21 protein-coding genes, 1 pseudogene and 1 riboswitch are annotated in these 25,972 nt (G+C 40.4%); of the genes and pseudogenes, 5 read left to right on the plus strand and 17 right to left on the minus strand.

Going from position 1 to position 25,972, the window contains the following annotated elements:
* Positions 1-7: 7 nt before the first annotated feature.
* From cobJ to LG336_RS16010, 11 genes are all read right to left on the minus strand, one after another.
* On the minus strand, positions 8-1,630 hold the full coding sequence (cobJ, locus tag LG336_RS15960) for a precorrin-3B C(17)-methyltransferase (RefSeq protein ID WP_404328473.1): 1,623 nt from the start codon (positions 1,628-1,630) through the stop codon (positions 8-10).
* A gap of 287 nt (positions 1,631-1,917) precedes the next feature.
* A riboswitch (cobalamin riboswitch) is annotated at positions 1,918-2,096 on the minus strand.
* Between the two features lie 122 nt (positions 2,097-2,218).
* Complete coding sequence (locus LG336_RS15965; RefSeq protein ID WP_404328474.1) at positions 2,219-2,995, minus strand: arylamine N-acetyltransferase; 777 nt, start codon at positions 2,993-2,995, stop codon at positions 2,219-2,221.
* 118 nt (positions 2,996-3,113) lie between these two features.
* The gene (locus LG336_RS15970) at positions 3,114-3,824 is read right to left on the minus strand and encodes a class I SAM-dependent methyltransferase (RefSeq protein ID WP_404328475.1); all 711 of its coding nucleotides are present in this window, start codon (positions 3,822-3,824) and stop codon (positions 3,114-3,116) included.
* 659 nt (positions 3,825-4,483) lie between these two features.
* A complete protein-coding gene (locus tag LG336_RS15975) occupies positions 4,484-5,401 on the minus strand; it encodes a nucleoside hydrolase (RefSeq protein WP_404328476.1) in 918 nt (305 codons plus the stop codon).
* 47 nt (positions 5,402-5,448) lie between these two features.
* On the minus strand, positions 5,449-6,321 hold the full coding sequence (rbsK, locus tag LG336_RS15980; RefSeq protein ID WP_404328477.1) for a ribokinase: 873 nt from the start codon (positions 6,319-6,321) through the stop codon (positions 5,449-5,451).
* Between the two features lie 55 nt (positions 6,322-6,376).
* Positions 6,377-7,306 (minus strand): nucleoside hydrolase, encoded by a 930-nt coding sequence (locus tag LG336_RS15985; RefSeq protein WP_404328478.1) that lies wholly within the window; start codon positions 7,304-7,306, stop codon positions 6,377-6,379.
* Between the two features lie 63 nt (positions 7,307-7,369).
* Positions 7,370-8,125, minus strand: coding sequence for an RQC-minor-1 family DNA-binding protein (locus LG336_RS15990; RefSeq protein ID WP_404328479.1), 756 nt, complete (start codon positions 8,123-8,125; stop codon positions 7,370-7,372).
* Positions 8,122-8,418 (minus strand): hypothetical protein, encoded by a 297-nt coding sequence (locus LG336_RS15995; RefSeq protein ID WP_404328480.1) that lies wholly within the window; start codon positions 8,416-8,418, stop codon positions 8,122-8,124. The genes LG336_RS15990 and LG336_RS15995 overlap by 4 nt, the downstream gene beginning before the upstream one ends.
* Before the next feature lie 352 nt (positions 8,419-8,770).
* The gene (locus LG336_RS16000; RefSeq protein WP_404328481.1) at positions 8,771-9,760 is read right to left on the minus strand and encodes a TAXI family TRAP transporter solute-binding subunit; all 990 of its coding nucleotides are present in this window, start codon (positions 9,758-9,760) and stop codon (positions 8,771-8,773) included.
* Positions 9,761-9,795: 35 nt separating this feature from the next.
* On the minus strand, positions 9,796-11,736 hold the full coding sequence (locus tag LG336_RS16005; RefSeq protein WP_404328482.1) for a TRAP transporter permease: 1,941 nt from the start codon (positions 11,734-11,736) through the stop codon (positions 9,796-9,798).
* Between the two features lie 318 nt (positions 11,737-12,054).
* Positions 12,055-13,281, minus strand: a complete 1,227-nt coding sequence (locus LG336_RS16010) for an MFS transporter (RefSeq protein WP_404333191.1) — start codon at positions 13,279-13,281, stop codon at positions 12,055-12,057.
* Between the two features lie 334 nt (positions 13,282-13,615).
* On the opposite strand from LG336_RS16010, the gene LG336_RS16015 reads away from it, so the two are divergent.
* Positions 13,616-13,984: a hypothetical protein gene (locus tag LG336_RS16015; protein WP_404328483.1), complete on the plus strand. Its 369-nt coding sequence runs from the start codon at positions 13,616-13,618 to the stop codon at positions 13,982-13,984.
* A 198-nt stretch (positions 13,985-14,182) separates the two neighbouring features.
* Here the strand turns inward: LG336_RS16015 and LG336_RS16020 are convergent, their stop codons facing one another.
* Positions 14,183-14,272 (minus strand): YjcZ family sporulation protein, encoded by a 90-nt coding sequence (locus tag LG336_RS16020; RefSeq protein ID WP_404328484.1) that lies wholly within the window; start codon positions 14,270-14,272, stop codon positions 14,183-14,185.
* A 374-nt stretch (positions 14,273-14,646) separates the two neighbouring features.
* Between LG336_RS16020 and LG336_RS16025 the strand changes: the two genes are divergently transcribed.
* The 4 genes from LG336_RS16025 to hpaB all read left to right on the plus strand — a co-directional run bounded on the left by LG336_RS16025 (position 14,647) and on the right by hpaB (position 20,831).
* Complete coding sequence (locus LG336_RS16025; RefSeq protein WP_404328485.1) at positions 14,647-15,732, plus strand: endospore germination permease; 1,086 nt, start codon at positions 14,647-14,649, stop codon at positions 15,730-15,732.
* Positions 15,729-17,159 (plus strand): spore germination protein, encoded by a 1,431-nt coding sequence (locus LG336_RS16030; protein WP_404328486.1) that lies wholly within the window; start codon positions 15,729-15,731, stop codon positions 17,157-17,159. The genes LG336_RS16025 and LG336_RS16030 overlap by 4 nt, the downstream gene beginning before the upstream one ends.
* Before the next feature lies 1 nt (position 17,160).
* Positions 17,161-18,330: a Ger(x)C family spore germination protein gene (locus LG336_RS16035; RefSeq protein ID WP_404328487.1), complete on the plus strand. Its 1,170-nt coding sequence runs from the start codon at positions 17,161-17,163 to the stop codon at positions 18,328-18,330.
* 1,046 nt (positions 18,331-19,376) lie between these two features.
* A complete protein-coding gene (hpaB, locus tag LG336_RS16040; protein ID WP_404328488.1) occupies positions 19,377-20,831 on the plus strand; it encodes a 4-hydroxyphenylacetate 3-monooxygenase, oxygenase component in 1,455 nt (484 codons plus the stop codon).
* Between the two features lie 300 nt (positions 20,832-21,131).
* Here the strand turns inward: hpaB and LG336_RS16045 are convergent.
* The 5 genes and pseudogenes from LG336_RS16045 to LG336_RS16065 all read right to left on the minus strand — a co-directional run.
* Positions 21,132-21,683, minus strand: a pseudogene (locus LG336_RS16045) (aminoglycoside 6-adenylyltransferase); the annotation flags it as partial.
* Positions 21,684-21,848: 165 nt separating this feature from the next.
* Entirely contained in the window at positions 21,849-22,193 is a 345-nt protein-coding gene (locus LG336_RS16050; protein WP_404328489.1) for a n-acetylglutamate synthase, read from the minus strand.
* A 195-nt stretch (positions 22,194-22,388) separates the two neighbouring features.
* Positions 22,389-22,814: a VOC family protein gene (locus tag LG336_RS16055; protein WP_404328490.1), complete on the minus strand. Its 426-nt coding sequence runs from the start codon at positions 22,812-22,814 to the stop codon at positions 22,389-22,391.
* 609 nt (positions 22,815-23,423) lie between these two features.
* Positions 23,424-24,815 (minus strand): NAD-dependent succinate-semialdehyde dehydrogenase, encoded by a 1,392-nt coding sequence (locus tag LG336_RS16060; protein WP_404328491.1) that lies wholly within the window; start codon positions 24,813-24,815, stop codon positions 23,424-23,426.
* Between the two features lie 123 nt (positions 24,816-24,938).
* The gene (locus tag LG336_RS16065) at positions 24,939-25,916 is read right to left on the minus strand and encodes an NAD(P)H-quinone oxidoreductase (RefSeq protein ID WP_404328492.1); all 978 of its coding nucleotides are present in this window, start codon (positions 25,914-25,916) and stop codon (positions 24,939-24,941) included.
* Positions 25,917-25,972: the final 56 nt, after the last annotated feature.

Here is a 25,972-nt window from a genome sequence, read left to right on the forward strand (position 1 = left end):
GTTCCTCCTAATCCCCACATGGTGCCGGCTCGACTTCAATTTTGGAGCTCATATCCTGATAGTTAAAAGACTGAATTTTTTTCACACGTTTAAAATATTTAAATAGCCGTTCATTTGGATGGGCATTTTGTTTGTATTCCTCAATCAATTCCGTTAATAACGGCAGCAACTGATCTGGTTCAATTCCCTCTGCTACTGGCTGTGCAGCATGGGCTGTACGGCCAACCGGCTTTGCTCCAATAAATAAATCAAATTTCTTTTTGCGATACACAATCCCAATATCATCAAATACGGCCCGATAACAAGCCATCCCACACCCATTGAATCCAATATGTAATTCTTTTGGCAGCTTTAAGCCCCCCAATTTTGATGCAATTTCTTCTGCATATGGAATAGACTCTGCTTTTTCACCGTAGCAAAAATCACAAGCTTTTAAATTCAAAACATCTCCCATTGGCATGACAATTAGCTGATTTTGTTCCAGTTTTTCAATCATGGATTCAGGATGATTTGTTGGAACCTTTACCAAAAAACGGTGATCTGGTGTATATTCTAAGGTCCCTGTTTCACCAATGACTTCTGCTAAAATCCGCATTTGTTCTGGCGTAATAAATTTGTTGGCAACACCAGGTGAAACAGCGAATTCAAAAATATCTTCGATTGGCTGTTGTACCAACATTGGATTCTCTATTTCCTGTTTCGTCACCATGGATAAAGCCTTTAAGGCAAAGTCTAATGAGCTAGCTTCTTGTGTTTTTCTTTCGATTTGCTCATAACCAGCCTGAGCTTCCCCTGTTTCTTGATTTAATGCCCATGGTTCTGCTTCTTTTTTCAAACGCTGATGTGGCTTTAAACTTTGTTTCTCTGCCCCTAATGTATATTTGCGCTGATACCCTCGAGGGGTAATGATTTTATTGTCGTAAAAGAAAGTTGAGGAATTCCCAATAACAACCGTTGTCAGCATTCCAATATCATGTTCAAGCATATCCGCCAGTGTAGTCAGCACGACATTTTGATTTTCGCGAAAGGCACTTTTAACAAGCCCTACTGGTGTGTTAGGAGAACGATATTTTAATAGAATCGTTTGTGCCTCTTGAATTTGACGTGTCCGCCGACCGCTTTTCGGGTTATATAAGGCAATCACGAAATCCGCCATACCGGCTGCTTCAATCCGCTTTTCAATCACGGTCCAAGGCGTTAAATGGTCACTTAAACTAATCGTGCAGGCATCATGCATGATAGGCGCACCTAGTATGCTCGCACATGAATTAATCGCTGAAATCCCTGGGACAATTTCTACTGCAATTCCTTCATCTTCAGTCCAGCCCTTTTCAATCAGTACTTCATATACTAATCCCGCCATCCCATATACGCCTGAATCACCGCTTGAAATCACAGAGACTAGATTTCCTGCTTCTGCTAGTTTTACAGCCTCTTGTGCACGAGACACTTCTTCTGTCATCCCCGTACTGATGATGGCTTTTGCTGTTACGAAAGGTTCAATAAGCTCCACGTAGGTTTTATAGCCAATAATACAATCACTCTGTTGCAGGACATCAACCGCTCGTTTTGTCATATGGTCACGATCGCCTGGACCGAAGCCAACAACAAATATTTTTCCTTTTTTCATAGCCTTACCTCCCATTTAGAAATCTCAAAACACCTTGCCCCCCTGCCAAGCGTAAGACCAGCCTCTCAGAAGGCCGCCCTTTGTCTTTATTGCGAGGCTTATAACTTCGAAGGAATAGGCATAGAAGCTAGACCGTTCTCAAAGTTGATTTTTCTTACAAACTAAAAAATGCCTGCACTCCTTTTAAAAGGAATACAGGCATTTGAAATCACAGCATAAAAAAAAGCATACTGAAACATCAAAAACAATAGGTAACATTGTCCCGCCTATACTTCTCCCTCCGAAAAGTTAGTCTCGCATAAATAAGCAGGTTTCCTGACTTAAGCTTCTCTTTACTCTTACACCTTCCCGATTTCTCAGTGGTATTGTAATTTCATCAGCTCTTACAGTAGCGGGGGCTGTACTAGACTTTCACTAGTTTCCCTTTTACCTCACAAACGTGAGCACTTATTTAAGTTGATTTATTAAATTGGTATAAATATATCATAGAATCTACCAAATTGAAAATAGCTAATCTTAAAAATTGTGGGACAAGGGGACAGGCACCTTGTCCCACAATATATTCCCAATTAGGACAAGGGACTGTCCCTATAAACCAAAATACATCCTTTTGAGCTCATTGAATGTTTTTTCATCAATTCCTTTTTTCTTCTCCTGCCCATCTACCCATTCGGTAAAAGAGTCTGGTGTTAAGGTCATGTTCCCTTTACTCGTTAACTTGGTAATCAATGGCCTCTTATTAAAGGCCGATTCAGGATGCTCTTTAATGATCGTCTGTATTTCTTCTAAATCCTCAACACTCTTAACGTGATTATTCGTGTCAAAAGCATATCCGATTCTCCAGTTTTGGTCTTTGTGCTTTATTTTCATATGTAATTGATAATCACCATGTTCACTGTCAACACGTTCCACGCGAAAATCACCATTAGTCGAGGAAACCGTTTCTCCAGATAACGGAACCGGTTTTAATGGTAGGTTTCCACCAAAACCTGTATCCATAAGAAAGAACTTCCCATTATGCTGAATCAAAGTCGCAACATGCGTTTTCCCAGTTTTACTCCATTCTTGTTTCATTTGGTTGTAAACAACTCCACGTATCAGTTTCGTGTCAAAACCGTTTTCCTTTAAAAATAGGTAGAGAATGTAGTTTAGCTCGTAACAAAGACCGCCCTCATTCTGCAACAGGATTTTATCCATCACATTCTCGTTCGTAAGTTCCCTTGTACGTTTTTCCATAATACATAGATTCTCAAACGGAATCTTCTCCGCGGTTTTGACTAAAAGTTCATCTAGCTTTTCAAACCTTAGCTGTTCTTGTTCTGGGATTCCAATTCTCTTTCGAAACAATACGTTCAAATCACTCATTCATACACCTCTAAGCACCATTTTTCTTCTTATTATATCCAGTTCAAGTGTAAGAAACGGGAACCAAGCACCTTATAGGGGCAGATGCAAAATAACAGCAGAGCCTTCAGGGCTTTACTCACCACCGCTTTGCCGTCACAATCAACGCTGGAGAATCAATGGTATAGCGTTCACCCTTAAAGTTTCCAAATCTCTCAACCGATTGAAAGCCAGCTTCTGTTAGCAAAGCCGTTAGCTGCTGGGATTGTAATGGATATAAAGGAATCGTATTTTCGGTTGTTTTTCCATTAACCGTTAATTTTGACGTAAAAAGAATATGGTCGCCTTCCTTTTGATAATGCCTTGTAAAAATGAAATCCTCTTTTTCAATAATAGGAAAGGCAAAATGATCTTTTGCTAAAACTTTGTCAAAATTCACTTGCTGGATGATGAGCACGCCACCCTGTTTCAGTTTCATGCTACATTGGCGAAGGAAACTCACAACAGCTTCTTCATTTGGCAAATGCGGAAGTGTATTTCCAACACATATGATTGCTTTGAAACTGTCTTGAAACTCTCCTATTTGTTCCATAGATTTTGTCTCAACAGATAAAGACAATCCTTTTTCGGCTGATTTCTTTTGGATGGTCGCAGCCATGGTTTCTTCTGGTTCAGAGGCCGTTACCTCCAATCCCTTCTCTGCCAGTGCAATCGCCATATTCCCTGTCCCGGCACCCATATCAAGAACAGAATCTCCTTCATGTACATAATGAGAAATAAACGATAATGCTACTTGATTTAAAGGAAAAATGCGATCGTAATAGTTCGTCAAATCTTGATAAAATGACATTTTGCTGTCTCCTTTCTATAAACTCTCTACCCTTTTCATTACAGTAACCTCTAGCCCAATCACAAAACTTGTTTATCTACTAAACGAACCGTTATGTATTCTTTTCATAGGTATGTACTACTACATCATTATGTTGAAAATTAGGAAAGGTTATTCGGTAAGAGACGGTTTCATAGGCTTTTACAATCAACCTTGTCCCATATTGGGTACGTTTAACACGTGTGTATCGCAGTTCATAAAGGAACAAGCTGGGAATGAAAAAAAGGTTCCCCCTTCTACTATATTAGCAGTTATGGACGAGTATTTTTATCAGTAGATAGGGCCATTCAGGGGCCGAGCTTAGATTTTCATTGTGAATTTAGCACATAGTGTTGGTAGGACAAAAGTGAACGGCTAGTCACTGTACGCCAGGTTCTTCTGACAAGACAATGTGACTTATCAAAACTGAATACTGACAATAAAAAAACATCGTAACCACATCCCCCTAGTCACGATGATTATTGATTAAGTGGGACAGAGGACCTTGTCCCAACATATAATTCCAATTAAGACAAAGGCCCCGTTCCTCTGTCCCGACCTGTCCCTTGGTCCTACCACCGGAAAATGCAATCTAAAGGAAACGAGTCCGCCTTCCAAATTGGAAGGCAGACTTTCATCAGTCATCCTATTACCCGACTAAGAAAATGGTCCAAAAACCGGTCACTTTCGATTTCCGTACAGACGCGAATCTTTGGCTCACCCTCAAGATGGCCGACGGTACTCCCTTCCTCTTTTCCATCTGTGATGACCTTGACGTTCATTATTTCCGTCGACACAAAACTTGGATCGATTGCAACCCCCACTGCGAGTGGGTCATGAAGAGCACAGCCGCCAATCCCTGGATAGGTGGATTCGTAAAAGCTTATGTAAAACTGGGTCATGTCTGCCAAAAAATGAGCACGTTCCTTTCCAGTAGCACGCCATTCATCTAGGTTCGATTTTGGCAATAAAGTCTTCATGGTTACATCAAGTCCAACAAGGGTGACCTGCAAACCTGAAGAGAAAACAACCTCCGCTGCATCGGGATCAGCAAGGATGTTTGCTTCCGCATAGGCAGTCGCATTCCCTGGCACTTTTACAGCTCCGCCCATAATCACAGCCTCTTTAACGAGCGGGATGATTTCCGGTGCTCTTTTTATGGCCAATGCAAGGTTAGTCAGTGGCCCAACGGCAATGATCGTTATTTCATTCGGACGTTTTTTCACCTGCTCTATGATAAACTCCGGTCCAAATTGACTTTCTGCTTGAGTAATGGGATCCTTTTTCAGGGTATTTCCTAACCCGTCCTCCCCATGAACATGTTTGGACCAGCCTTTTCTTTGCCTGCGACTTAATGTTTGATCAGCTCCTGCGTAAACAGGAATCTTCTTCCCTGTTTTTTCTAAAACCGCAAGTGTATTGCGCGTCGCCTCTTCTACCGGTACGTTGCCGAAGCAGGTCGTAAAACCAAGCAACTCCAGTTCTGGTGAGTTTAAAGCGTAGGACATCGCCAAGGCATCATCGATCCCCGTATCAACATCGAATATAATCGGTTTCAAATTTAATCCCCCGTCCAAGTATTATGTTTATTAGGTACGTTCCATTTCTAGTTGAGCCTATTTAAAACGCTATCCAATGAAGGCATGCCACTTTGAGCACCTTTTTTCTCGACGGCTAAAGAAGCACTTGCATTTGCAAATCTCACTGCTTCTTCAATATTTTTTCCTTCTGTTAAGGCAACCGCAAAGCTCCCATTGAAAGTATCACCAGCACCGGTTGTATCAACGGCTTTCGTCTCAAAGTTTTTAATGAATACATGCTCTTTGCCATTATAAAAACGGGCACCTTTTTCACCTAAAGTGACAATCAACTTATTCGGATAACGCTCTAATGACTGTTCAATATTTTCGCCAAAAATACTCTTACATTCTGATTCATTGGGTGTTAGATAAGTAGCTAAATCAATAAATTCCTCATTAAAATTATTGACTGGTGCAGGATTTAATACGACAGGAATCTTGTGTTCCTTGCATATTTTCAATGCTGCATGAACGGTGTTGGATGGGATTTCTAACTGCATGACAACCATTTCACTTTTTGCGATTTCCTGTTCCAACTGCTGAATTTCCTTTGGTGTCAATCGATGATTTGCCCCAGGAACGACAATAATTCTGTTATCCGCATCGGACACAATGATGGAAGCAATGCCGGTTGTTTCATCCGAAAATAAAAACACATGGTCGGTTTTGATGTTTTCGTCTTTTAAGGAAGACAGTGCCATTTTGCCATATTCATCGGTCCCGCACGCCCCAATCATTTGGACCTCCCTCCCTAATCTTGCCATCGCGACGGCCTGGTTGGCGCCTTTTCCGCCAAAATAAGTCGAAAAGGAAGTTCCTAACGTTGTTTCTCCGTTTTCCGGTACGTGATCGGTCTCAACGACCAAATCCATATTCATGCTTCCAATTACGGTAATCATTCAATCCCCCCGTATGAAGTAATTTTCATCCAGCTTCTTCCTAGTTCCTAGGCTTTTAGTATTTTTTTAGGGATTCAAACATGAGATTCCAAAAGCCTTCAACATCAAGTTCCAGTCCGAACTTGGCATTCCTTTCTCTGCCTGTTACCCCGTGCAAATCAACCAATGTCGTCCCGGCCGTAAATTCGCCTTTTGTTTCCACTACAATATTGACCTCTTTCATCTTAAACAATTCCGGTGCCACACAATAAGCGACCGTCAGCACATCGTGTACGGGCCCTCCATCCAAATCAAACATTTCTTTGTTGGTTTCAGCAAAAAACTCTAATAGTTCCCCCACTATTTTGGCAACCTTGTTGTCAATTTGATTCACCTGATCAATCACTTCTTGTGATGCCATTGCCTGATGGGTGATATCCAGTCCCATAACCGTAGTCGGTATGCAGCTGTCAAAGACTTTTTTTGCGGCTTCTGGATCGGCCCATATATTGAACTCGGCCGTAGGTGTCCAGTTGCCGAATGTCCCGCCGCCCATCAACACAATCTCTTCAATATGATCCTTGATTTCAGGTGCTTTTGCTAATGCTAACGCCACATTTGTCAATGGTCCTGTCGGAAGGACGGTAACAGGCTCTTCTGACTCTTTTATCAGCCTTATCATCGTATCAGCACCATGTTCCCCACTCCAGCTACGGGATGGTTCAGCCAGCTCTGGGCCATCCAACCCTGTATCTCCATGAATGCCGGGTGCCGTTTCCCGTACCCGAACAAGCGGACCACTCGCCCCTTTTGAAACAATCACATCAGTTAAAGAAACCAGGTCACAAATTTTCAGGGCATTCATGGTTGTTTTTTCGATTTCCGCATTTCCCGAAACCGTTGTAATGCCCAGAATCTCTAATTCCTGCCGTGCAGCAGCCAAAATAATCGCAATCGCATCATCATGACCAGGATCACAATCCATGATAATTTTCCTCTTATTCATCTCATTCACCTCTAAATTAATGGGACAGAGGGACAGGCACCCTGTCCCACCATATAATTCCAATTAAGACAAGGGACCAGTCCCTACCTCCCTTTTATTCCGACACCTCTTACAGGTTTTTGGAAGCTTATACCCTTTTTTCTTAAACAATTTCTGCTCATCGACTGTAAAGGTAAATCGGTTTCCACATTCCCAGCATTTTAACCGGAGGTCTTGCGGTGCCGAGCCCTTTATCGCTTCATTATAAGCTTCTGTTCTTTCCAATACCACTTGTTCGTCCATCGGTTCTTGATTCTCCAACGCTTTTATGGTTGTTCGAATCGCTTCTTTGACCTTCTTATACTCAATGTTTTCCCAACATTTTAAATAAGGGATGAAACTTGGATTCCCTGATTCTTTCACTTTCTCAAGCATCAATAAAATCATTTCCCGATTCCGATCCTTTAAATAGGTCATATCGGGGTCTAGTCTTCCCTGTTTGATCCATTCCTTCCATTCACGTAAAAGTTCGTCTGCATATTGATCAGATTCAATATGCCAGCCCCGTTCTGTGTAGACAATCATCGGTAGCTTCCCACTATACTGAATGGTGAGAAAATCAAAATCAATCATCCAATCAATTTTATCGGTAATCGAATCGATTGACTCTGACTTAAAATATCCATATACAGGACACTTATCTAATTCCAGTTGTAAAACTTTTTTCTCTCGTGACCCTTTTAGAATTTTCGCGAGAAGTGTTCTCCCTCCTTGTCCAATAATTTCATCTGCAGCCCTCAAAATCACTTTTATTTCTTCAACAGACAACCGATTTTTCAAAACGGTAAATCACCCCAGTCTTCTGAAATGATAGACTCCTTCTCTAGCTTTTTTTCATTTTTTACTTTGTTATGAGGAGTTTTTACAGATAAGACTTTCCCAAACTTTTCCTCATATAAATCACGAACCCACCATTTTACTGGTGCTTTCCATTTTTGGTCAGGTGTAGGAATATTTTTCATTAGACTCTTAGGAGTCATTCCCAATTCCTTCGCCATTTGAATATCAGCCCCGTTTAGCTGACACCGCTTTTTCGCTTCTTTCCAAGCTTCCTGATGTTTCTTATTCCCCACTTATACGGCCTCCCGTTGTCATGTCTCGCTATGATTTAAGATTCTAGCAAAATTCAATCATGAATTCTACACAAAAAGGGACTAGGTTTAACAACCTCTGAATATTCTGAATAAATAATTAAAAAAGAGGGGATCAACTGCCTGTAAAGGTCCGATAAGTGCAACTAACCATCAGTGGGGGATGAGGCCCCCCACTGATGGAAGTCTTCTATACGGTTAAATGACAGAGTGGTTACAACTAGACTTGCAAAAGCAAATTAGTGATTCAAGTACCGGGACAATAAACCTGTCCCCTTGTCCCATTTTAAAACAAAAGCCAGAACATCACTGTTCTGGCGCAATCATTTGTGTTTTAGTCTAGTAACCCTTGTTCTTGATAATACCGCTTTGCCCCATCGTGCAGCGGAATTCCCGCAAGCTCTGTTACGGCATTTTCAATTTCCATTTGCTGAACGATTGAATGCGTTGACTCAAGCTTATCTAGATTTTCCCAGAATACCTTTGTCATTTGATAAATCGTTTCTTCGTCGACGGATGCATCAGCCATTAGCATCATTTTAATCGCAAGAGTATCGACATCCTCTTCTTGCCCATCATAGGTTCCAGCTGGTATCGTCATTTCAGAATACCAAGGATACTCCTCCATTAATTGCTTACGTATTTCTGGTTCAATGCCAATCAACTCTCCATCAGCTGTTGAAGTCATCTCCGTAACCGCAGCAGTTGGTAAGCCCGCTTGGATTAAAGCTCCATCAATTTGCTTATTTCTCATCAAATCAATCGCTTCTGTGAATCCAACAAAGTTTGCATCAATACCATCTGGATAGCTAATTCCATAAGCTGGCAAAATAATGCTTGATTCAACTTCAGGAGTACTTCCTGTCGTTCCTGGGGCAAATTTCTTTCCTTTTATATCACCGATTGATTCGATCCCTGAATCCTTACGAACCACAAATTGATTCGGGTTATAGTAAAGACCGGCTACAATTCGAACATCTTCATATTTACGATCCTTAAATCCTCTATCCCCGTTATAAGCTTCCCAGATGATTCCAGATGTCGCAAAGGAAATATGAGCTTCTCCGGCTTTCATTTGATTAAGATTGTCCACTCCGCCATTTGATGCTTGAGCATTTACACGCAATCCCTCAATCTCAGTTCCCCAAAGATTTGCCATTGCTGAACCTAACGGGTAGATGGTCCCCGTTGTCGATGCTGTTGGAAAATTTAAATTTTGTACCTTTTCCCCATTTGAGGCGCTTTCTCCACCACATGCGCTAAGGACGAGAACCATACTAAGCAAACACAATAATAATACATAGGTTTTTTTCTTCCCGAACATTTTGCTGACCTCTCCTTTTTTAACGAAAATATTTATTAGATAGACTGACTCCTGTCAATTGGAGCTATCTTTCCTTTCGAGACCCACTGCCACGCTACAACGATCCCTAATAATCCAATGCCAATGTAGTCTGTTAAGCTCCCTGGGGCAATCATCAAGATCCCAACAATCGTTAACATCATTCTTTGGATTATACTTGCTTTCATCATTAGCCATCCCTGCAACCCAGCTGCAAGAGAAACACAACCAATGATGGCAGTAATGGCTGGGATGATACTTTCGGAATACGGATTGGCTCCAAGTAACAGCGCTGGATTAAAAATAAAGAAAAACGGCAGGATAAAGCCGGTTAATCCAAGCTTTACAGCTGTCAGCGAAACTTGATTCTGATTGGCACCCGCAATCCCGGCTGCAACGTAAGAAGCAAGAGCCACCGGCGGGGTGATGTTTGATAGACAAGCATAAATGAGCACAAACAGATGGGCCGCTAGCGGTGAAACGCCTAGGTTAATTAATACAGGCGTACCCACTGTTGCCACAATAATATAGGCGGCCACCCCAGGGACACCCATTCCCAAAATAATACTCATCAACATCACGAGTAAACCTGCAATGAGTAAGCTATCATTTGTATAGTTCATCACTGCATAGCCAAAATTCAGTCCAAGACCTGTTAAAGAAACAGTCCCAATGATGACACCAATCACGGCACAAGCAACTGCCACTCCTACTGCACCTTTTGCTCCTTCTTCAAGTGCGAGGATAATTTCTTTTAGTCCCATCCTTGTTTCCTTGCGCAGCCAGCTTGCGACTACACATGCGATGATGGAAAAGACAGCGGCATATAATGGGGTATATCCCATAAACAGAAGTCCCATTAAGACAATCAATGGAAGCGATAAATGCCCTTGTTTCTTTATTACATCCATCGCTTTAGGAATGTTTTCTTTCGAAAGACCTTTTAGACCTAAACGTTTGGCTTCAAAATGAACAACCATAATTAAAGTTAAATAATAGAGAATCGCAGGAATGATGGCAGCCACCATCACAACGGTATAGGAAACTCCTAAATATTCTGCCATTACAAAACCTGCTGCCCCCATGATTGGCGGAGCAAATTGGCCACCAGTTGAAGCAACCGCTTCCACAGCGGCAGCGAAACGCGCCTTATAGCCATTCTTTTGCATAAGTGGAATGGTCAGTGTCCCTGTTGTTGCCACATTGGCTAATGCACTTCCATTGATCATTCCCATTAAGCTGCTGGCGATTACCGCTACTTTTGCGGGCCCTCCTGGAGAGCGTCCAGCAATTGTTAAGGCGAAATCATTAATAAATTGGCTAAACCCACTTCTACTTAAAAATGCACCAAATAAGATAAAGAGGAACACAAATGTAGCAGAGACCCCAATGGCGATCCCAAAGACTCCTTCACTTCCGTAAAATAAGTAATCAATCACGCGATTGACACTAAAGCCTCCATGCCCGAAGATTCCAGGAATGAATGAACCGAGGAAATTATAGAGTAAAAAGATGAAAGCTAAGATTGCTAGATTCCCCACTACCCGACGCGCAGCTTCAAAAATCATTAAAATCCCAATCGCACCAAAAATATAATCAGGAAGTAATAAATAACCTCCCCTTAGAACAATGGTTTGATAGGAATATAGTAAATAACCGGTTGAGGCAATACTTAACAGGATACAGATAACATCGAATATAGGCGGGAATTTTAGCGTCCGTTTGCCGTTTTTTGTAGCTGGATACAACAAAAATGTAACAACAAGCAGAAACATCATATGCCATGCTCTTAACGTAATCGCATCAAAAACACCAGAACCTGCAGCAAAGATTTGAAAAATGGACCAAATGACTGCAATGGCTGTAAGGAACTTTGCCATTTTTCCTATATATGTACGAACTCGAAACTCACTGTCAACTTTCTCTACTATTTCCATTTCAGTGCTCAAAGTAACCACCTCCTTGTTTTTAAAAATATTTTAATATTTTCGATGATTATAAAATATCATAATTTAGTTTCTTTAGTACGTCAATCCGAAAAAGCGCGAAAATGTTTGGTCCCCTGTCATAACAAGTTGTGTTAGGCCAGTATTTACGACAAAAAGTGCTAGTCACCATTCAATATGGATGGTAACTGGCACTTAGCGAAATAGCGAAACTATTAAAAGCCTGCTTTAAAGCCTTACCACCAGTCCCCGGGAAGTTGGCATACTTGCCTCATCTTTATTGTGACAAGCTACACGAATCCCTTTTTAAATACATCCCCGATTAACATGTTAAAATTTATTAAAATGACCAATTGTCCCTTTAACATGCTGATAAAATTCATACCGTTTATATTGGACCATCGATACAATACCAAGAATTGGTCCAATCGCTAAACAGGCAAAGACCCATTCCCAACCAACAACCCTCTGAATAACAGGGATGAGATTAATAGAAAATATTGTAATAAGGAAACCAATGCACATTTGAAAAGTAAGGGCTGTTCCTACATACTCAACTTCAGCTACTTCTGAAACCGCTGCAGAAAACTGGGCAGAATCTGAGATGACAGACATTCCCCAAATGATTGAAAGGATAAGCGTTAACCAAATAGACTGACCAAAAGTAAACCCAATCAAGATACAGCAAATCGCACTAATCAACATAGAAATAATCGTTAAGTTGGCTCTTCCGATTTTATCTGAGACTAGTCCACCTAAGACACAACCAATTCCCCCTGCAATTCCGATGCTCATAAAAGAAGATAATGCAATGAACCAAGGAGAGATCCCTGGTGAATAGCTTGTAAAACTAGCCGTCAAAAAGATCGGAATCCATGTCCACATCGCATACAATTCCCACATATGCCCAAAGTAACCATAGTTCGCAAGCATGACTGGTTTATTCGACACTACTTTTTTAACTAGTTTAAAAGAGAAAGGTACCTTTTTCGTTGTTACTGGAGCATCTTCTAGAACCCAATTAACAATGATCGCTGCCAGCAGTGCTAATAGTGAACTACAAATAATCACTAATCGCCAATTCAAAGACGAAGAGAACATCACAATAAAATGTGGCAAAGAGGACCCTAGAGTTAATGAAGCTATTAAGATCCCAATCGCAAGGCCACGTTTTTTTAGGAACCATTGTGATAAAATTTTTACAGCTGTCGGGTATACACCAGCCAGTGATACACCAGTTAAAATCCTAAGTAGGATCCCGAAAAAAGCGTGTTCTACTAGAATTAGTGAGAGATTCAATAGTGCCCCTAGAAACGCTGAAACTGCAAGAACCTTTCGGGGATTAAAACGATCTGCTACTCCAAAATAGGAACTAACGAATGCACCTATGACAAAACCAATTGGGACAGAAGCAGACAACCATGCTTCTGCGGCAGAGCTAAGATTCCATACTTGAATGAGTTCAGGTGCTATAACTGAAGCACTAAACCACAAGCTTAATGCACATAATTCAGCCAATCCAATCCATCCTAACGCTCTCCATGAACCTCGAATCATCATAACCCCCTTTTAAACACAACACAGCATTATAATTATACTGAATATTCTCAATAAAATACCAGAAAAAGGGTTTGCCTTAGCAACCTTATTCATTATTCTTGTACCATAGATTCGAATGTGAATTGAAAACTCGAACGAAGGGAATAGAGGGAAGTAGAATATGTGAATTCTCTAAGTGCCCCGCTTGGGACAAGGGACCTCTGTCTTTCACCCATTTTTTCCATTCTAAACAGTTTGTCTATACAAACGTAAAGTGTAAGACATACGCTATGGTGGGACTAGTTTTAAAAAACCGTCATGTTATTGGGAGATGAAAGGAGGGATACACGGAATGTCAGGTAAAGATAAAAAACTATCCTCGTTGGTTAATGATCTAACTGACCGGGTACAAGCCCAAGACACAGATCTAAAGAACTTACAAAAACAAATGGCACAACAACAAGAAGCGTTAAATAACCTTCTTAATAAGGTGGAAGCGCAGGAAAGAACTTCAATGAGACTTCAAGCGTATAGTGAAAACATAAACCAATCACTATATTCACTAGCACAAAACGAAGCCATCTCACTTACCCTACCACCTCCTCCTACAAGGGAGCCTTTTCCAGTCTCAGACATTTTTAGCAAGTTAGACCTCGAAAAATTACTAAAGATAGCAATGTATGTTACCAAGGTATATTCAGAAGAAGACGATGAAAGTTAAACAGAAAAGCGGTTGAGCTTTTTAGCCATCCTCTCTGGCTGTCGAGAAACGCTCGACAGCTTTTTTATTTTCACCTTTAATTCATTTCTAGTTATAAATCACTATAATATATGTAAATAAAGAAGAAATTACCAAAACTCCATAGGAAAAGAGGCTGGCCAAGTGGCCAGCCTCTTTCGTTAATGCTGATTTTCATTGTTAGAAGCTAGCACCAACAATGATTAGGAGAATAAATAGAACTACGATCAACACAAAAGTGCTGCCGCCTCCACCGCCATATCCTGACATATCATTTTCCCTCCTTTCGTTTTACTCTCTATACCATATGCGGTTAACACCAATCCTGTCTGGACAAGCAACTTAAGTTAAATGCGGATTTTGCATACTGAACGACAAACTAAGGAGGAAGGGAAATGGCTGCAGAGATTACAATGAAGCAAGGACTTAGAAAGTGAGTTAGTCAACCCAATTGTGTCACCGTTGACTGGGACAGAGGGACAGGCACCGCGTCTAAAGGTTGCTGCGATTGATCCATTTTAATTTAAAAGTGACAAACTTCTTACATGGACCAATTGGGACAAGGAATTCCGTGTTCCTCTTATGCATAATTTGGAAACACAAACAAAACATAACAGTGGTGGAATCTATTTGGTGGTGTTGGAATGTATTTTTCTCGGGCTCAATTATTGTTTGTTCTTATCCTTTTTATTGGGATTTCGAATCATGTGCTTATCATGCCTCATCTGCTAACAACAGGTAAACGGGATGCATGGATCTGCGTATTGGTTGCCTATTTCTTCTTACTGTTTTGGGGGTTTATCCTTTATTTGGTTATGAAAAAAAATCAACGACGGCTACGTCTATACGATTGGATTAAAGCACGTGCAGGAAGTCTGATTTCTCGTGTTTTCATTTCCCTTCTTACCGTCTATGTGTTCGCAATAAGTGCCATTTCTTTTTATGATTTAATTCAATCGATTAATATTTATTTTCTGCCGCGAACGCCATCCTTTGTTGTGATGCTGCCTTTCCTTTTGATTAGTGCTTGGTCAGCATATAGTGGTTTAAAATCGATTGTCCATGTTTCTGCGGTTTTATTGCCGATTGTTTGGATGCTTGGGATATTTGTTGCTTGGTTTACGATGAAGGAAAAAGATTATTCCTACCTTTTCCCTATTCTTGTTGATGGCTATCACCCCATTATAAAAGGGACCATTGTGATTCTTGGAGGGAACGCGGATCTCCTTGTCCTTCTCCTCCTACAGCACCATTTAAAAAAAGCGTTTACGCTGAAACACCTTTTCTTGCTCATCACGATTTTGGGGGGACTGATTCTTGGCCCTACCATGGGTTCCTTGTCTTCCTTTGGGCCAGCGGTTGCGGCTGATATGCGGTTTCCAGCTTTTGAGCAATGGCGACTCATTACCTTGGGAGAATATATTTCCCATGTCGATTTTTTAGCGGTGTTTCAATTATTAAGTGGGGAAATCATCCGGGTTTCATTGGGTCTCTACCTGCTTGCAGATATGGTGAAGGACCATCAATTGGCTTCTAAAAAAAAGCACGTGATTGTCGTCGCTTCACTGCTTTTAGGATTATCGACGATTGTTCCGCTCAGCGATATGTGGGTGCAAAACATGATTGGAAAGTACTTTTACCCAGCAGCATTTCTTTTCGCAATGTTTATTTCGTTCGCCTTATTGCTTATTAGCTATTTGCCAATGAAGAAAGGGACACAAAACGTATGAACCTGAACCGATTCGATCATTTTTTAACAAAAGGAACGTTAACTTGTGATGAGGTAAAAAGTTTTTTTCGCCATTATGCCGATATTGAGTTTATCCCAATTGAACATGACGAAAACATCCAAGCGTTTTACTGCAAAGGGATGCTTGATTCCACACAGCTTAATGAGTATTTTAACCGGATTCTTTTGAGTATTGAAAGAAAAGAACCGCGTAGTCATTCAGAAACGCTTCCACCTGTCCAGCATATTAAAAGCATGAAAGAACTGGTGAATCTTGTGTTTTCGGGTTCGCTGATTGTTTTCAGGGAAGGAACCCCGTTTTTTCATGTATTTGATATTAGCAATGTCCCACAGCGAAAACCGCAGGAATCAGCGACAGAGGTTTCCATCAAGGGACCGAAGGATGGTTTTACTGAAGAGATGAATGTCAACATCTCCTTGATTCGAAAACGAATGAAGTCAGCACAGCTTTATTGCGAGTCCTTTACATTAGGGTCAATTAGTAAAACAGAGGTATCCCTGCTTTATTTAAATGATAAAACCAATCAAGAGATGATTGAGGAGGCTAGGAAGCGACTCACTGACTTTCAAGGAGAAAGCATTGTTAGCAGTGGTCAATTAGAACAATGGCTTGCCGATCGCTCATTTTCTTTATTTCCCTTATTCGATTATGCTACCCGCCCAGATTATGTGATTGAATGCATGCTGCGTGGAAGATTTATTGTCATTGTGAATGGCTCTCCCTCCATATTAATTGGGCCCACCAACCTACTAGAATTAATTAAATCGCCTGAGGATGTTCATTTTCCTTACTATCTGGTCATATTTTCACGATTTCTTCGACTTTTCGGCTTAGGGATATCCATGTTTCTACCAGGATTCTGGGTGTCGCTATCGTCTGTCAACATTGACCAACTGCCGTTTGCCCTATTGGCCACTGTCGTGGTTTCACGTGAAGGATTGCCATTGCCGATTGGACTTGAAGCACTATTTATTCTTGGATTGTTTGAGTTGTTAAGAGAAGCGGGCGTTCGAATGCCAACCGTTTTGGGGCAAACGATCTCGATTGTAGGCGGAATCATTATTGGGGATGCAGCGATTCGAGCAGGACTTGCCTCGCCAACGATGATTGTCATTATTGCATTAACAGCGGTCGCGAGCTATACCCTCGTGAATCAATCATTGGTTGGAACCGTCAGTGTCTTCCGTCTTTATACCTTGATCCTATCGATTTTTTTAGGAGTATATGGACTCTTTGTTGGATTCTTTAGCATTCTTATTTATCTTTCAACATTGGAGTCCTTTAAAGTCGCTTATCTTGAACCGATTGCCTCGTTAAGATTCAAAGAATATGGAGCCGCCTTCTTTGTGAATCCATTTGACCGGAAACATTACGGAATTTCATTCATTCGGAAACGGAGAAAATAGGATGAAGCAAAAATCAATCATGCTTTTTTGCGCACTTCTTGTACTGTGTCTCTCGCTTGTAACGGCTTGCGACCATGACATTGGTGAAATTGAAAATCAAAACTTTGCGACCGCTGTCGGTGTCGACTATCGAGATGGGGAGTTTTATGTCTATATTCAAATGCTAGGATTGAGCTCTGTTGCGAAAAATGAAGGCGGTGAAAAACCGCCGGCTGAGGTTTATATTTCCGAGACGAGCGGGAAAACGTTTATCGACGCGTTTTTTAAAGCGTATTTTACCGCGCAAGAACGGTTTCTGTGGGCACATGTCACGGCCATTGTGTTGAGCGAAGCAGCGCTAGAAAAAGGACTAGAGAACGTCTTCGATGGCTTGACACGTTATTATGAGTTTCGGCCAACTCCATGGATTTTCGGGACAAAAAGTTCCGTTCCTGACATCCTCTCTACTCCTGGTTTTTTTAATCAAAACTCCTTAAATACGATATTACATAGTCCAGAGAGTACATTTGAACAAAGCTCTACCATTAGGCCGATTAAGCTCAATCAATTTGCTCGCGAATTCTTTGAGCCTGGTCGTACCACTTACATTCCATCGCTCACGATCAATGACACACAATGGAAGACCAATAAAAAGAGTGAGCCGAAATTAGCACTTAATGGGGCGTTTTTTCTAAAGAACCGAACGTACAAAGGCTATTTCCCATATGAGAAATTAAAAGGACTGCGTTGGTTGACTCCAGAAACCGTGCGAGCTTCCTTACTTTCGCCAAACGAAAAAGACCCAGAATTCCTGACCGTGCTTGAAGACCAAATGGTAAAAATTAATCCTGAAAAACGAGACGGACAGTTTCGCTTTACCATTCTCTACTTTGCCAATGGGATTGTGAGTAATCGCATGAAAAACAATACGATCCAGGTGGATGCCATGAAGGACTTTGTAAAAAAGGGAATCGTCGCGGAGATAAGGCAATTATATCAATTAGGCTTAGAACAAGAGATTGATTTTTTAAACTTGGAGCATCAGCTTTACCGAAAATATCATTCCGAATGGAAAAAGCAAAAAAATCATGATGCCCTGCTGCGTGAAGATAGCCTAAAGTCAATCGAAGCCCACATCACCCTGGAACATTCAGGATCATTCAAAAACCGCAAAATCACAGTTAAAGAATAATCGGACAGGTCCGTTTTCCCATGCTCAAAGCACAAAAAGACATGCCAAAAAGTGCAATGCGCCATCCCAATATGATGGTGACTTGCACTGCCCCATAATCCTTTGAAATCTCCTAAAACTAATGCCTTTCATCTAATTTTGGTTCCTAGCGATTTCTATCTCATTCTTTCGTTTCTATTTGGTTCAGCTTGGTTCAACCGTTCACTTATTGTGCCTTACGCTCATATTTCAAAACACATTCCCACTCCTTCTATCCTATTATGGAAACATGAGTGGAATTTGAACCTTATTTTTAGAAAAATACCAAAACAAGCGGAGATTTTCCCGTTAAGATGCAGAATAGAGCTCTTCCCGGGGGATATAGAGGGAGATTTTCCGCTTATCCCATGCAAAATTGGCCATTTTCACATTTTTGGGGTCAATAGGAGAAATTTCTCCCTCTATTTCAGCTATTTTCAGTGCTAATTTCTAAATAAGGGAACTTTCTCCGCTTATTTACACAAACCTGGTTTTAACTTGCCCCCAACCGATAAGAGCGGACCCTAACGGACCCAGAAATCAACATCTTTTAATGACTGCCAAAAATAGAAATTAAAAATGGCTCAGTACAGTGAACTGAGCCATTTTATTTTAAATTGCAAGGACAGATACAAAAGCGTTACAAATTGGCCTGCATTTTCGCTTGCATTTTCAGTTTTTGCGAGAGGGAATGGAAACCCGGTAGGTTTATATTCCCTATTTCTTTACTAGCAAAGCAATGCCTTACTAAACATCGCTTTGACTTTCCATAATAGGTAAGGCCTTTCTCACAACAAGATTAGGTTCATTAAGACAATTACCCAAGAACTTCCTTCAAGATTGAATACGCTATAAATAAACTACCATCACTCTACGGATTATTTTTTATGTTAAAAGACCCGCCCGTCCCATTCACTGGCTTAACCATGTTAACGAAAGCATTTAAACAGAAAATGAATGTCCAGTAGTCATTTTTGAACTTAAGTATACTTGCCTACTGGTAGAAAGGATTAAAGGAGTGAAATCATGTGGGAGCAATTAAAGGGAAAGATTTTATTGACCGGATAAATCGCTTAAAATCTGAAATTTGGTTTGATGGAAAAAAATTTGAGGGGAACCTTTCTGACCATCCCGCTTTCAAAGGGGTAATACAGTCAAAAGCCGCCCTTTATGATATGCAAGTTGATCCAAAGCTAAGGGATGACATGACGTTCTTATCACCGGAAACAGGTGAACCAATCGGGCTTTCATACTTGCAACCCAAAACAAAAGAAGAATTAATCAAAAGACGAAAGATGATTGAACAATGGGCCAGGCATACGGGAGGCATGATGGGCAGAAGTCCAGACTATATGAACACAGCCATAATGAGTTTTGCCTCTTCCTCCTGTATATTAAAGGATAAAGAAAATTGTTTTCCAGAAAATATCAAAGCTCTCTATCAATTAGCAAGAGAGAGAGATCTTTCCTTTTCACACTCATTTGTCGTCCCCCAAGTAAATCGTTCACAGACCTATTTTGAACCCTCAGAAGAAGATCCAATTTCTGCTAAGGTGATTGATAAAAATGAAAAAGGAATCGTGGTTAAAGGGGCACGCCTTTTAGCAACTCAAGGTGGGATAACGGATGAAGTCTTGGTATTCAGTACCCCCAAATTTTTAATGGATCCAAGCGAAGCCTACGCCTTTTCGGTTCCTTCTAATGCAAAAGGATTAAAGTTCATTTGTAGGGATACATTTTTTGAAGGAGAATCTCATTTCGATCACCCACTAAGCTCAAGATATGAAGAAATGGATTCCATTCTTGTGTTTGATCATGTGTTAGTTCCATGGGATCGAGTATTTTTTTATGACAATGTTGAAGCAGCTTTCGATTTCTTCAATAAAAGTTCTTTTAATCCCTTTGCATTACACCAAGTCGTGACCAGACAAATGGTCAAGATCGAATTTATTTTAGGCTTAGCCGAGCTTCTCGTTGAAACGATTAACGTAAGAGAGTATCAACATATTCAAGAAAAACTTGGCGAGATCATTATTGGCCTTGAAACGATGAAGGCCCTGCTCGAAAAGTCAGAGAATGATGCGAAATTGGATGAATGGGGATCTATGTGCCCAAGCATGATTCCACTGCAAACAGCCAATAATATCTTCCCTAGAGTTTATCCCCGCTTCTGTGAAATTGTTCAACTAATTGGTGCGAGCGGAATGATCACCTTGCCAACTGAAAAAGCCTTTCACTCTACGACTCGTGCAGATCTTGACAAATATCTTCAAGGAGCAACCAAAGATGCAGAAGATCGAGTGAAGATCTTTCGTTTAGCTTGGGACCTCACGATGAGTTCCTTTGGTACAAGACAAACCCAATATGAACGGTATTTTTTTGGTGACCCTATCCGGTTGATCAGCAGCTTTTACAAAACCTATCCTAAAGATGAACATGTAAAGGCCATTAGCGAATTTTTAAAACTAAAAACAGCAGAGTAAACTCCATGAGTTAAAACACTCACTTTCATGGTGAGTGTTTTATTGTTGCGATCACGAAGTCTCTTGAATTGATGGTCAAAAAGGCCACATTCTTCCTTTCATTTATTTCTTATTTCCTATTATAGTTTGTAGAGACTTTTATTGCTGGATTGGACGAGTGGTTACGGCCACGTGATTTTCCCCCCCTACCCTTTTACACGTTCAGGCCGAGATTGGCTACCCAAGCCATATCCGCCCGAACATTGAAGCCACTAACATGAAGAGATTCACTGTCCATTAGGATCATAAGGGCAAATCAAAAAACATTAATTTTGCATATGGTAATTCATCTCGCCAAATTCCTTTTGCTACGTTTTGTAAACACCACCAAAAATTATTGGTATTACTTACAAACATAGCTTCTGAGGGTCTTTTCACATGATACTCAAGATCTGTTGGGGATGGAATAGATGGAAGAATGTTGTCTTTATCCAATAATGGAACTGTAAGTTTTTCGCTAATATACCCATCAGCCATTGCCTCTCTCGTTTCGATATGTAGGTCAATACGATTTCCATCAGTAAAAAGCATTAAATAACTATATGAACGGTCAAAATCCCTATCTAACCCAATTTCCTTATCCATTTTATCAGGCTCTTGAAGCATAAGGATCTCACCAAAAATTTTGATCCAATTTTTATCTTCTATAAATGATGCTGTATCCGTCAATACATATACAATATCGTAATCTTGGAAAATATCTTTTGGAACATTAGGATTCGTTCTGGAACCATTCATATATACTGCTCGAATTCGTTCATCCCTCTCTGCTACTCCTAAAAGTAGATCAAATATTTCGTTTTCACTTCTCAAAGGTATCCTCCCCCTGGTATATGGACATTATTGTTTTTACTATTATATTAATAAAAATCTCACAATTATCAGTAACATAAAACACATTTCTTCTATTAATAAACTGCTCTTTGAACATTCGCATCCGTTCGTGAAATAAGAACTCCTTTATAGGTTTTCATCATTTCATTCAACAACTTCTTCAATAATTGAACTGCCTTCAGTATTTTCGCCATCAATCCATTTCCAATTTTCATACAATCTGATTCTTCCGTCTGGCAAAATTTTAGGAGTAGAAACACATTTACCGCCTCTGATTTCTTCCTTATTATTCACGTGATTGTACCTGAACTCTAGACCCCCATCTTCCTTGACTATTCCGATTAATGTCCCTTGCACAATTTCTCCACCACTATAAGCCGCTGAGATGATCTGTCCTTCTTGTCTATATTTAAATAAAGTTTGCGAAGAAACCTCTCCATTTTCTGTATTTTCAATAGAAACAAAAGTACGTCCATTATAATTGATCATTCCTTGATGCTCCTTTGTCTACAAATTAATTTATACATTCTACTACTAATCAACCATTAAAAATTTTTATAAACCAGGCTTTGTCTGGGACACGGTGCCTGTCCCTTTGTCCCACCATTTGTTTGGAGATAAAAAGCCTAAGTCTCTCCTTCTTTTCAGGAAAGAAATAGGCTTATGGTCTTCGGAATATCTAATCTATTGTTCTGAAGATTCCCATGCTGGATTCCAAACTATTTCCCATATATGACTATCTGGGTCTTGAAAATATCCAGAGTATCCTCCCCAAAAGGTATCATGTGCTGGAACAGTTATATGTGCACCAGCTAACCTGGCTTGTTCCATCACCCTATCAACCTCATCTTTACTCCCAACATTATGTCCAATTGTAAATTCAATTGGACTAATCGGTGTAACGTTTATTCCTGTGTCATGAGCTATATCCTTACGTTGCCAAATTGCTAGTTTTAATCCAAGATGTAAATCAAAAAATGCAACTGCTCCATGCTCGAATTCTTGTCCTTCTATTCCTTTTGTTGGTAAGCCTAATCCATCTTTGTAGAATTTTAAAGATCTTTCCAGATCATCTACACCCAATGTTATCACTGAAATACTTGGTTTCATCGAATACCCCCTACCAAATTTATGCTGTTCTTTCTACTATATAGGTAAGCGGCCATCCTATAAAACACTTCCTGTATGCTCCTGCTTCTTTAGCAAAACAAGAATTGCTGCATAATCGTTCCACTTTTTCACCCGATCGTTTATAAAGGATTGTGCCATATTCCTTACATGTCAACCGAAAGAGAACCTAGTAGGAACAGACTGTCATTCGTTGGTACACTTTTATCCATTGGTAAATAATACTTCGCGGATCGTACATGTAATCAGAAAAGGATGGTCAACAATCGGAAACTCTACTTCGCTTATTAGCTGGATGAGCTCTTGCATGTTCCTTCCTCCTCTCTATTGGTTTTTAACGCTTATCTAAAAAGCCGAATCCTAATGGATCCGGCCCTTTTATGATTAGATAATCTCATAATCTGTGACATTTCGCTCGACTACGCGAGCACCGCCAACGGAAACTAGATACCCGTTGCTAGAAAAATGCTGAACATAAAACCTGCTTATCACACTTCAAAATCATGCCTCCTTCATCACTCTCTGGACCGATAAATCACTAAACAGAGTAATACTAGAAAAAGGATTTAAAGAAAGCATTACCCTCAAAATCTACAAATTCCCAATTGATAGGTATTTTGTTTCAAGGTAGGCTTCGATTCCTTCTGTTCCTCCTTCGCGTCCAACCCCACTTTCTTTCATGCCTCCAAATGGAACATGTGCCCCTGAAGGTGCCCCGTCATTCCAGCCGATTACACCGAATTTTAAATTCTCATATAAGTACGTCCCGATGCGGTAGTCATTCGTAAAGAAGTATGCAGCTAACCCAAAGGGAGTTCCATTTGCAATTTCTACAGCTTGTTCGAGACTAGAAAAAGACGTAATCGGTGCCACTGGACCAAATGTTTCCTCATGCATAATATCCATACGATCGGTCACATTCGTTAGGACTGTTGGTTTAATAAAATAATATCCTTTCTCGTTATCGACATCATATTCATGTCCGGTCTTTAGCTCTGCCCCTTTTTCTAAGGCGTCGACAACTTGAGCATGGATTTTTTCATAACTACTTTTATTGATGACAGGACCAATATTCGTATCTTGTTCAAGCCCGTTGCCTACTTTCAATTTTTCAACGGCTGTCGTGAACTTATTTGAAAATTCTTCGACAATGTCCTCGTGAACAATTAAACGATTGGCACAAATACATGTTTGCCCCGCATTTCTAAACTTTGATACGACAGCCTGGCTAACTGCCAACTCAATATCGGCATCCTTCGCAATAATGAATGGGGCATGGCCACCTAACTCCATGGAAACGTGTTGGACTTTATTTGAGCTATCTTGCATCAGTTTTTTCCCAACTTCTGTTGACCCGGTAAACGTAATTTTTCGGATCAATGTACTGTCTGTGAAGATTTTCCCTACTTTCCTCCCAGACCCAATCACATATTGGATTGCATCTTTGGGAATCCCGACTTCGTGGGCAAGTTCTACTAATTTTATGGTTGTAAGTGGGGTTTCTACAGCTGGTTTCACGATAAACGTACAACCTGCCGCTAAAGCTGGTGCAGCTTTCCTTGTCATCATTGCCGCCGGAAAATTCCATGGTGTGATGGCTCCAACTAGACCAACAGGTTCCTTCGTCACAATAATTCGTTTTGAACTCGTATTTGCAGGTATCGTTCGCCCGTAAATCCGCTTTGCTTCCTCCGCATACCACTCAATATAACTTTGAGCATAATCTACCTCATTGAGTGATTCCCCTAAAGGTTTTCCACTTTCAAGTGTCATAATATGGGCAATTTCATTTTTATTATTTTTAACGTTGTCTGACCATTTTTTCAATAACTCAGACCTTTTGTGAGCATCGACTTTACTCCAAGAAACATAGGCTTCATGGCCATTTTTGATCATCGTTTCGATTTGAACTTCACTATGAGCTTCTAATTCATTCACAAGATCGCCTGTTGCCGGGCTAAAAACTTTAATTGTATTTTCCATATTTTTCTTCCCTTCCAAGACAGATTATCGATGGAACCAGATATGAAACAAGTTAGCTAAGTATCTTTAAGATTTTACGAAGAGATGAATACCATTGGGATGAAGGTACTCGACCGTTCAAATTCATTCGTCAATTCGCAAAACAATTTTTCCGATGTTTTTATTCAATTGCATGTATTCATGTGCCTCTTCTACATCCTGCCAACTGTAGACTTTGTCGATCACAGGTCTTAGAGATCCATTTTCAAACAGTGGCATGGCAAATGCGTCAAACTCTTTTGTTAATTGGATCTTAAATTCCTTCGATTTTGACCGAAGTGTCGAGCCGATGAAGTGAATATTTTTCTGAAGCATGACGGTCAAATCAAAATTACTAATCTTGCTATCCCCCAGTAGACCTAGTAGTATCCATTTTCCACCTGTCCGAATGGATTTGCAATTTCTTTCCCAATAAGAAGCACCAATAAAATCGAGGATAACGTGAACCCCTTCATTGGTTATCTTTCGTACTTCTTCAGCAAAATCATCTAATTTATAGTTAATCACATAGTCGGCTCCTAATTCTCGACATTTCTCTAATTTTTCAGGTGAGCCCGCGGTCGCAATAACTTTTGCTCCCATTTCTTTCGTAACTTGAATCGCTGCGGTACCTACACCACTCGCACCTGCATGAATTAACACAAACTCGTCTTTTTGTAAAGCGCCGATAAGTTTTAAATTCAAGTAAGCTGTGAGAAATACCTCTGGAATCGCGGCGGCTTCTTCGAATGTCATTCCATCTGGAATTTTCATGGCGCTTCCAGATTGAATCACGACAGTATCGGCGTATCCTCCACCTGGCAGTAGGGAATATACTCTATCTCCTACCGTTACATTTGTTACCTTCTCGCCTACTTCACTCACTACCCCAGACATTTCTAATCCCATAATCTCTGTTTCCCCCGGAGGTGGTGGATAAAGCCCCATCCTTTGAAGCAGATCGGCTCGATTGATAGCGGTTGCTTTTATGTTTACTTTGATTTCATGTTCATTAATGATCTGGTTTTGAACTTCATCTATATACAGGTTGGTACTATTATTTTCAACTAAAATTGCTTTCATCTAAATCCCTCCATTTTTCAACTGTCAATCACAACTAATAACTATAATCATTTTTT

The sequence above is a fragment of the Mesobacillus maritimus genome (assembly GCF_044803185.1).
Lineage (GTDB): Bacteria > Bacillota > Bacilli > Bacillales > Cytobacillaceae > Mesobacillus_B > Mesobacillus_B maritimus_B.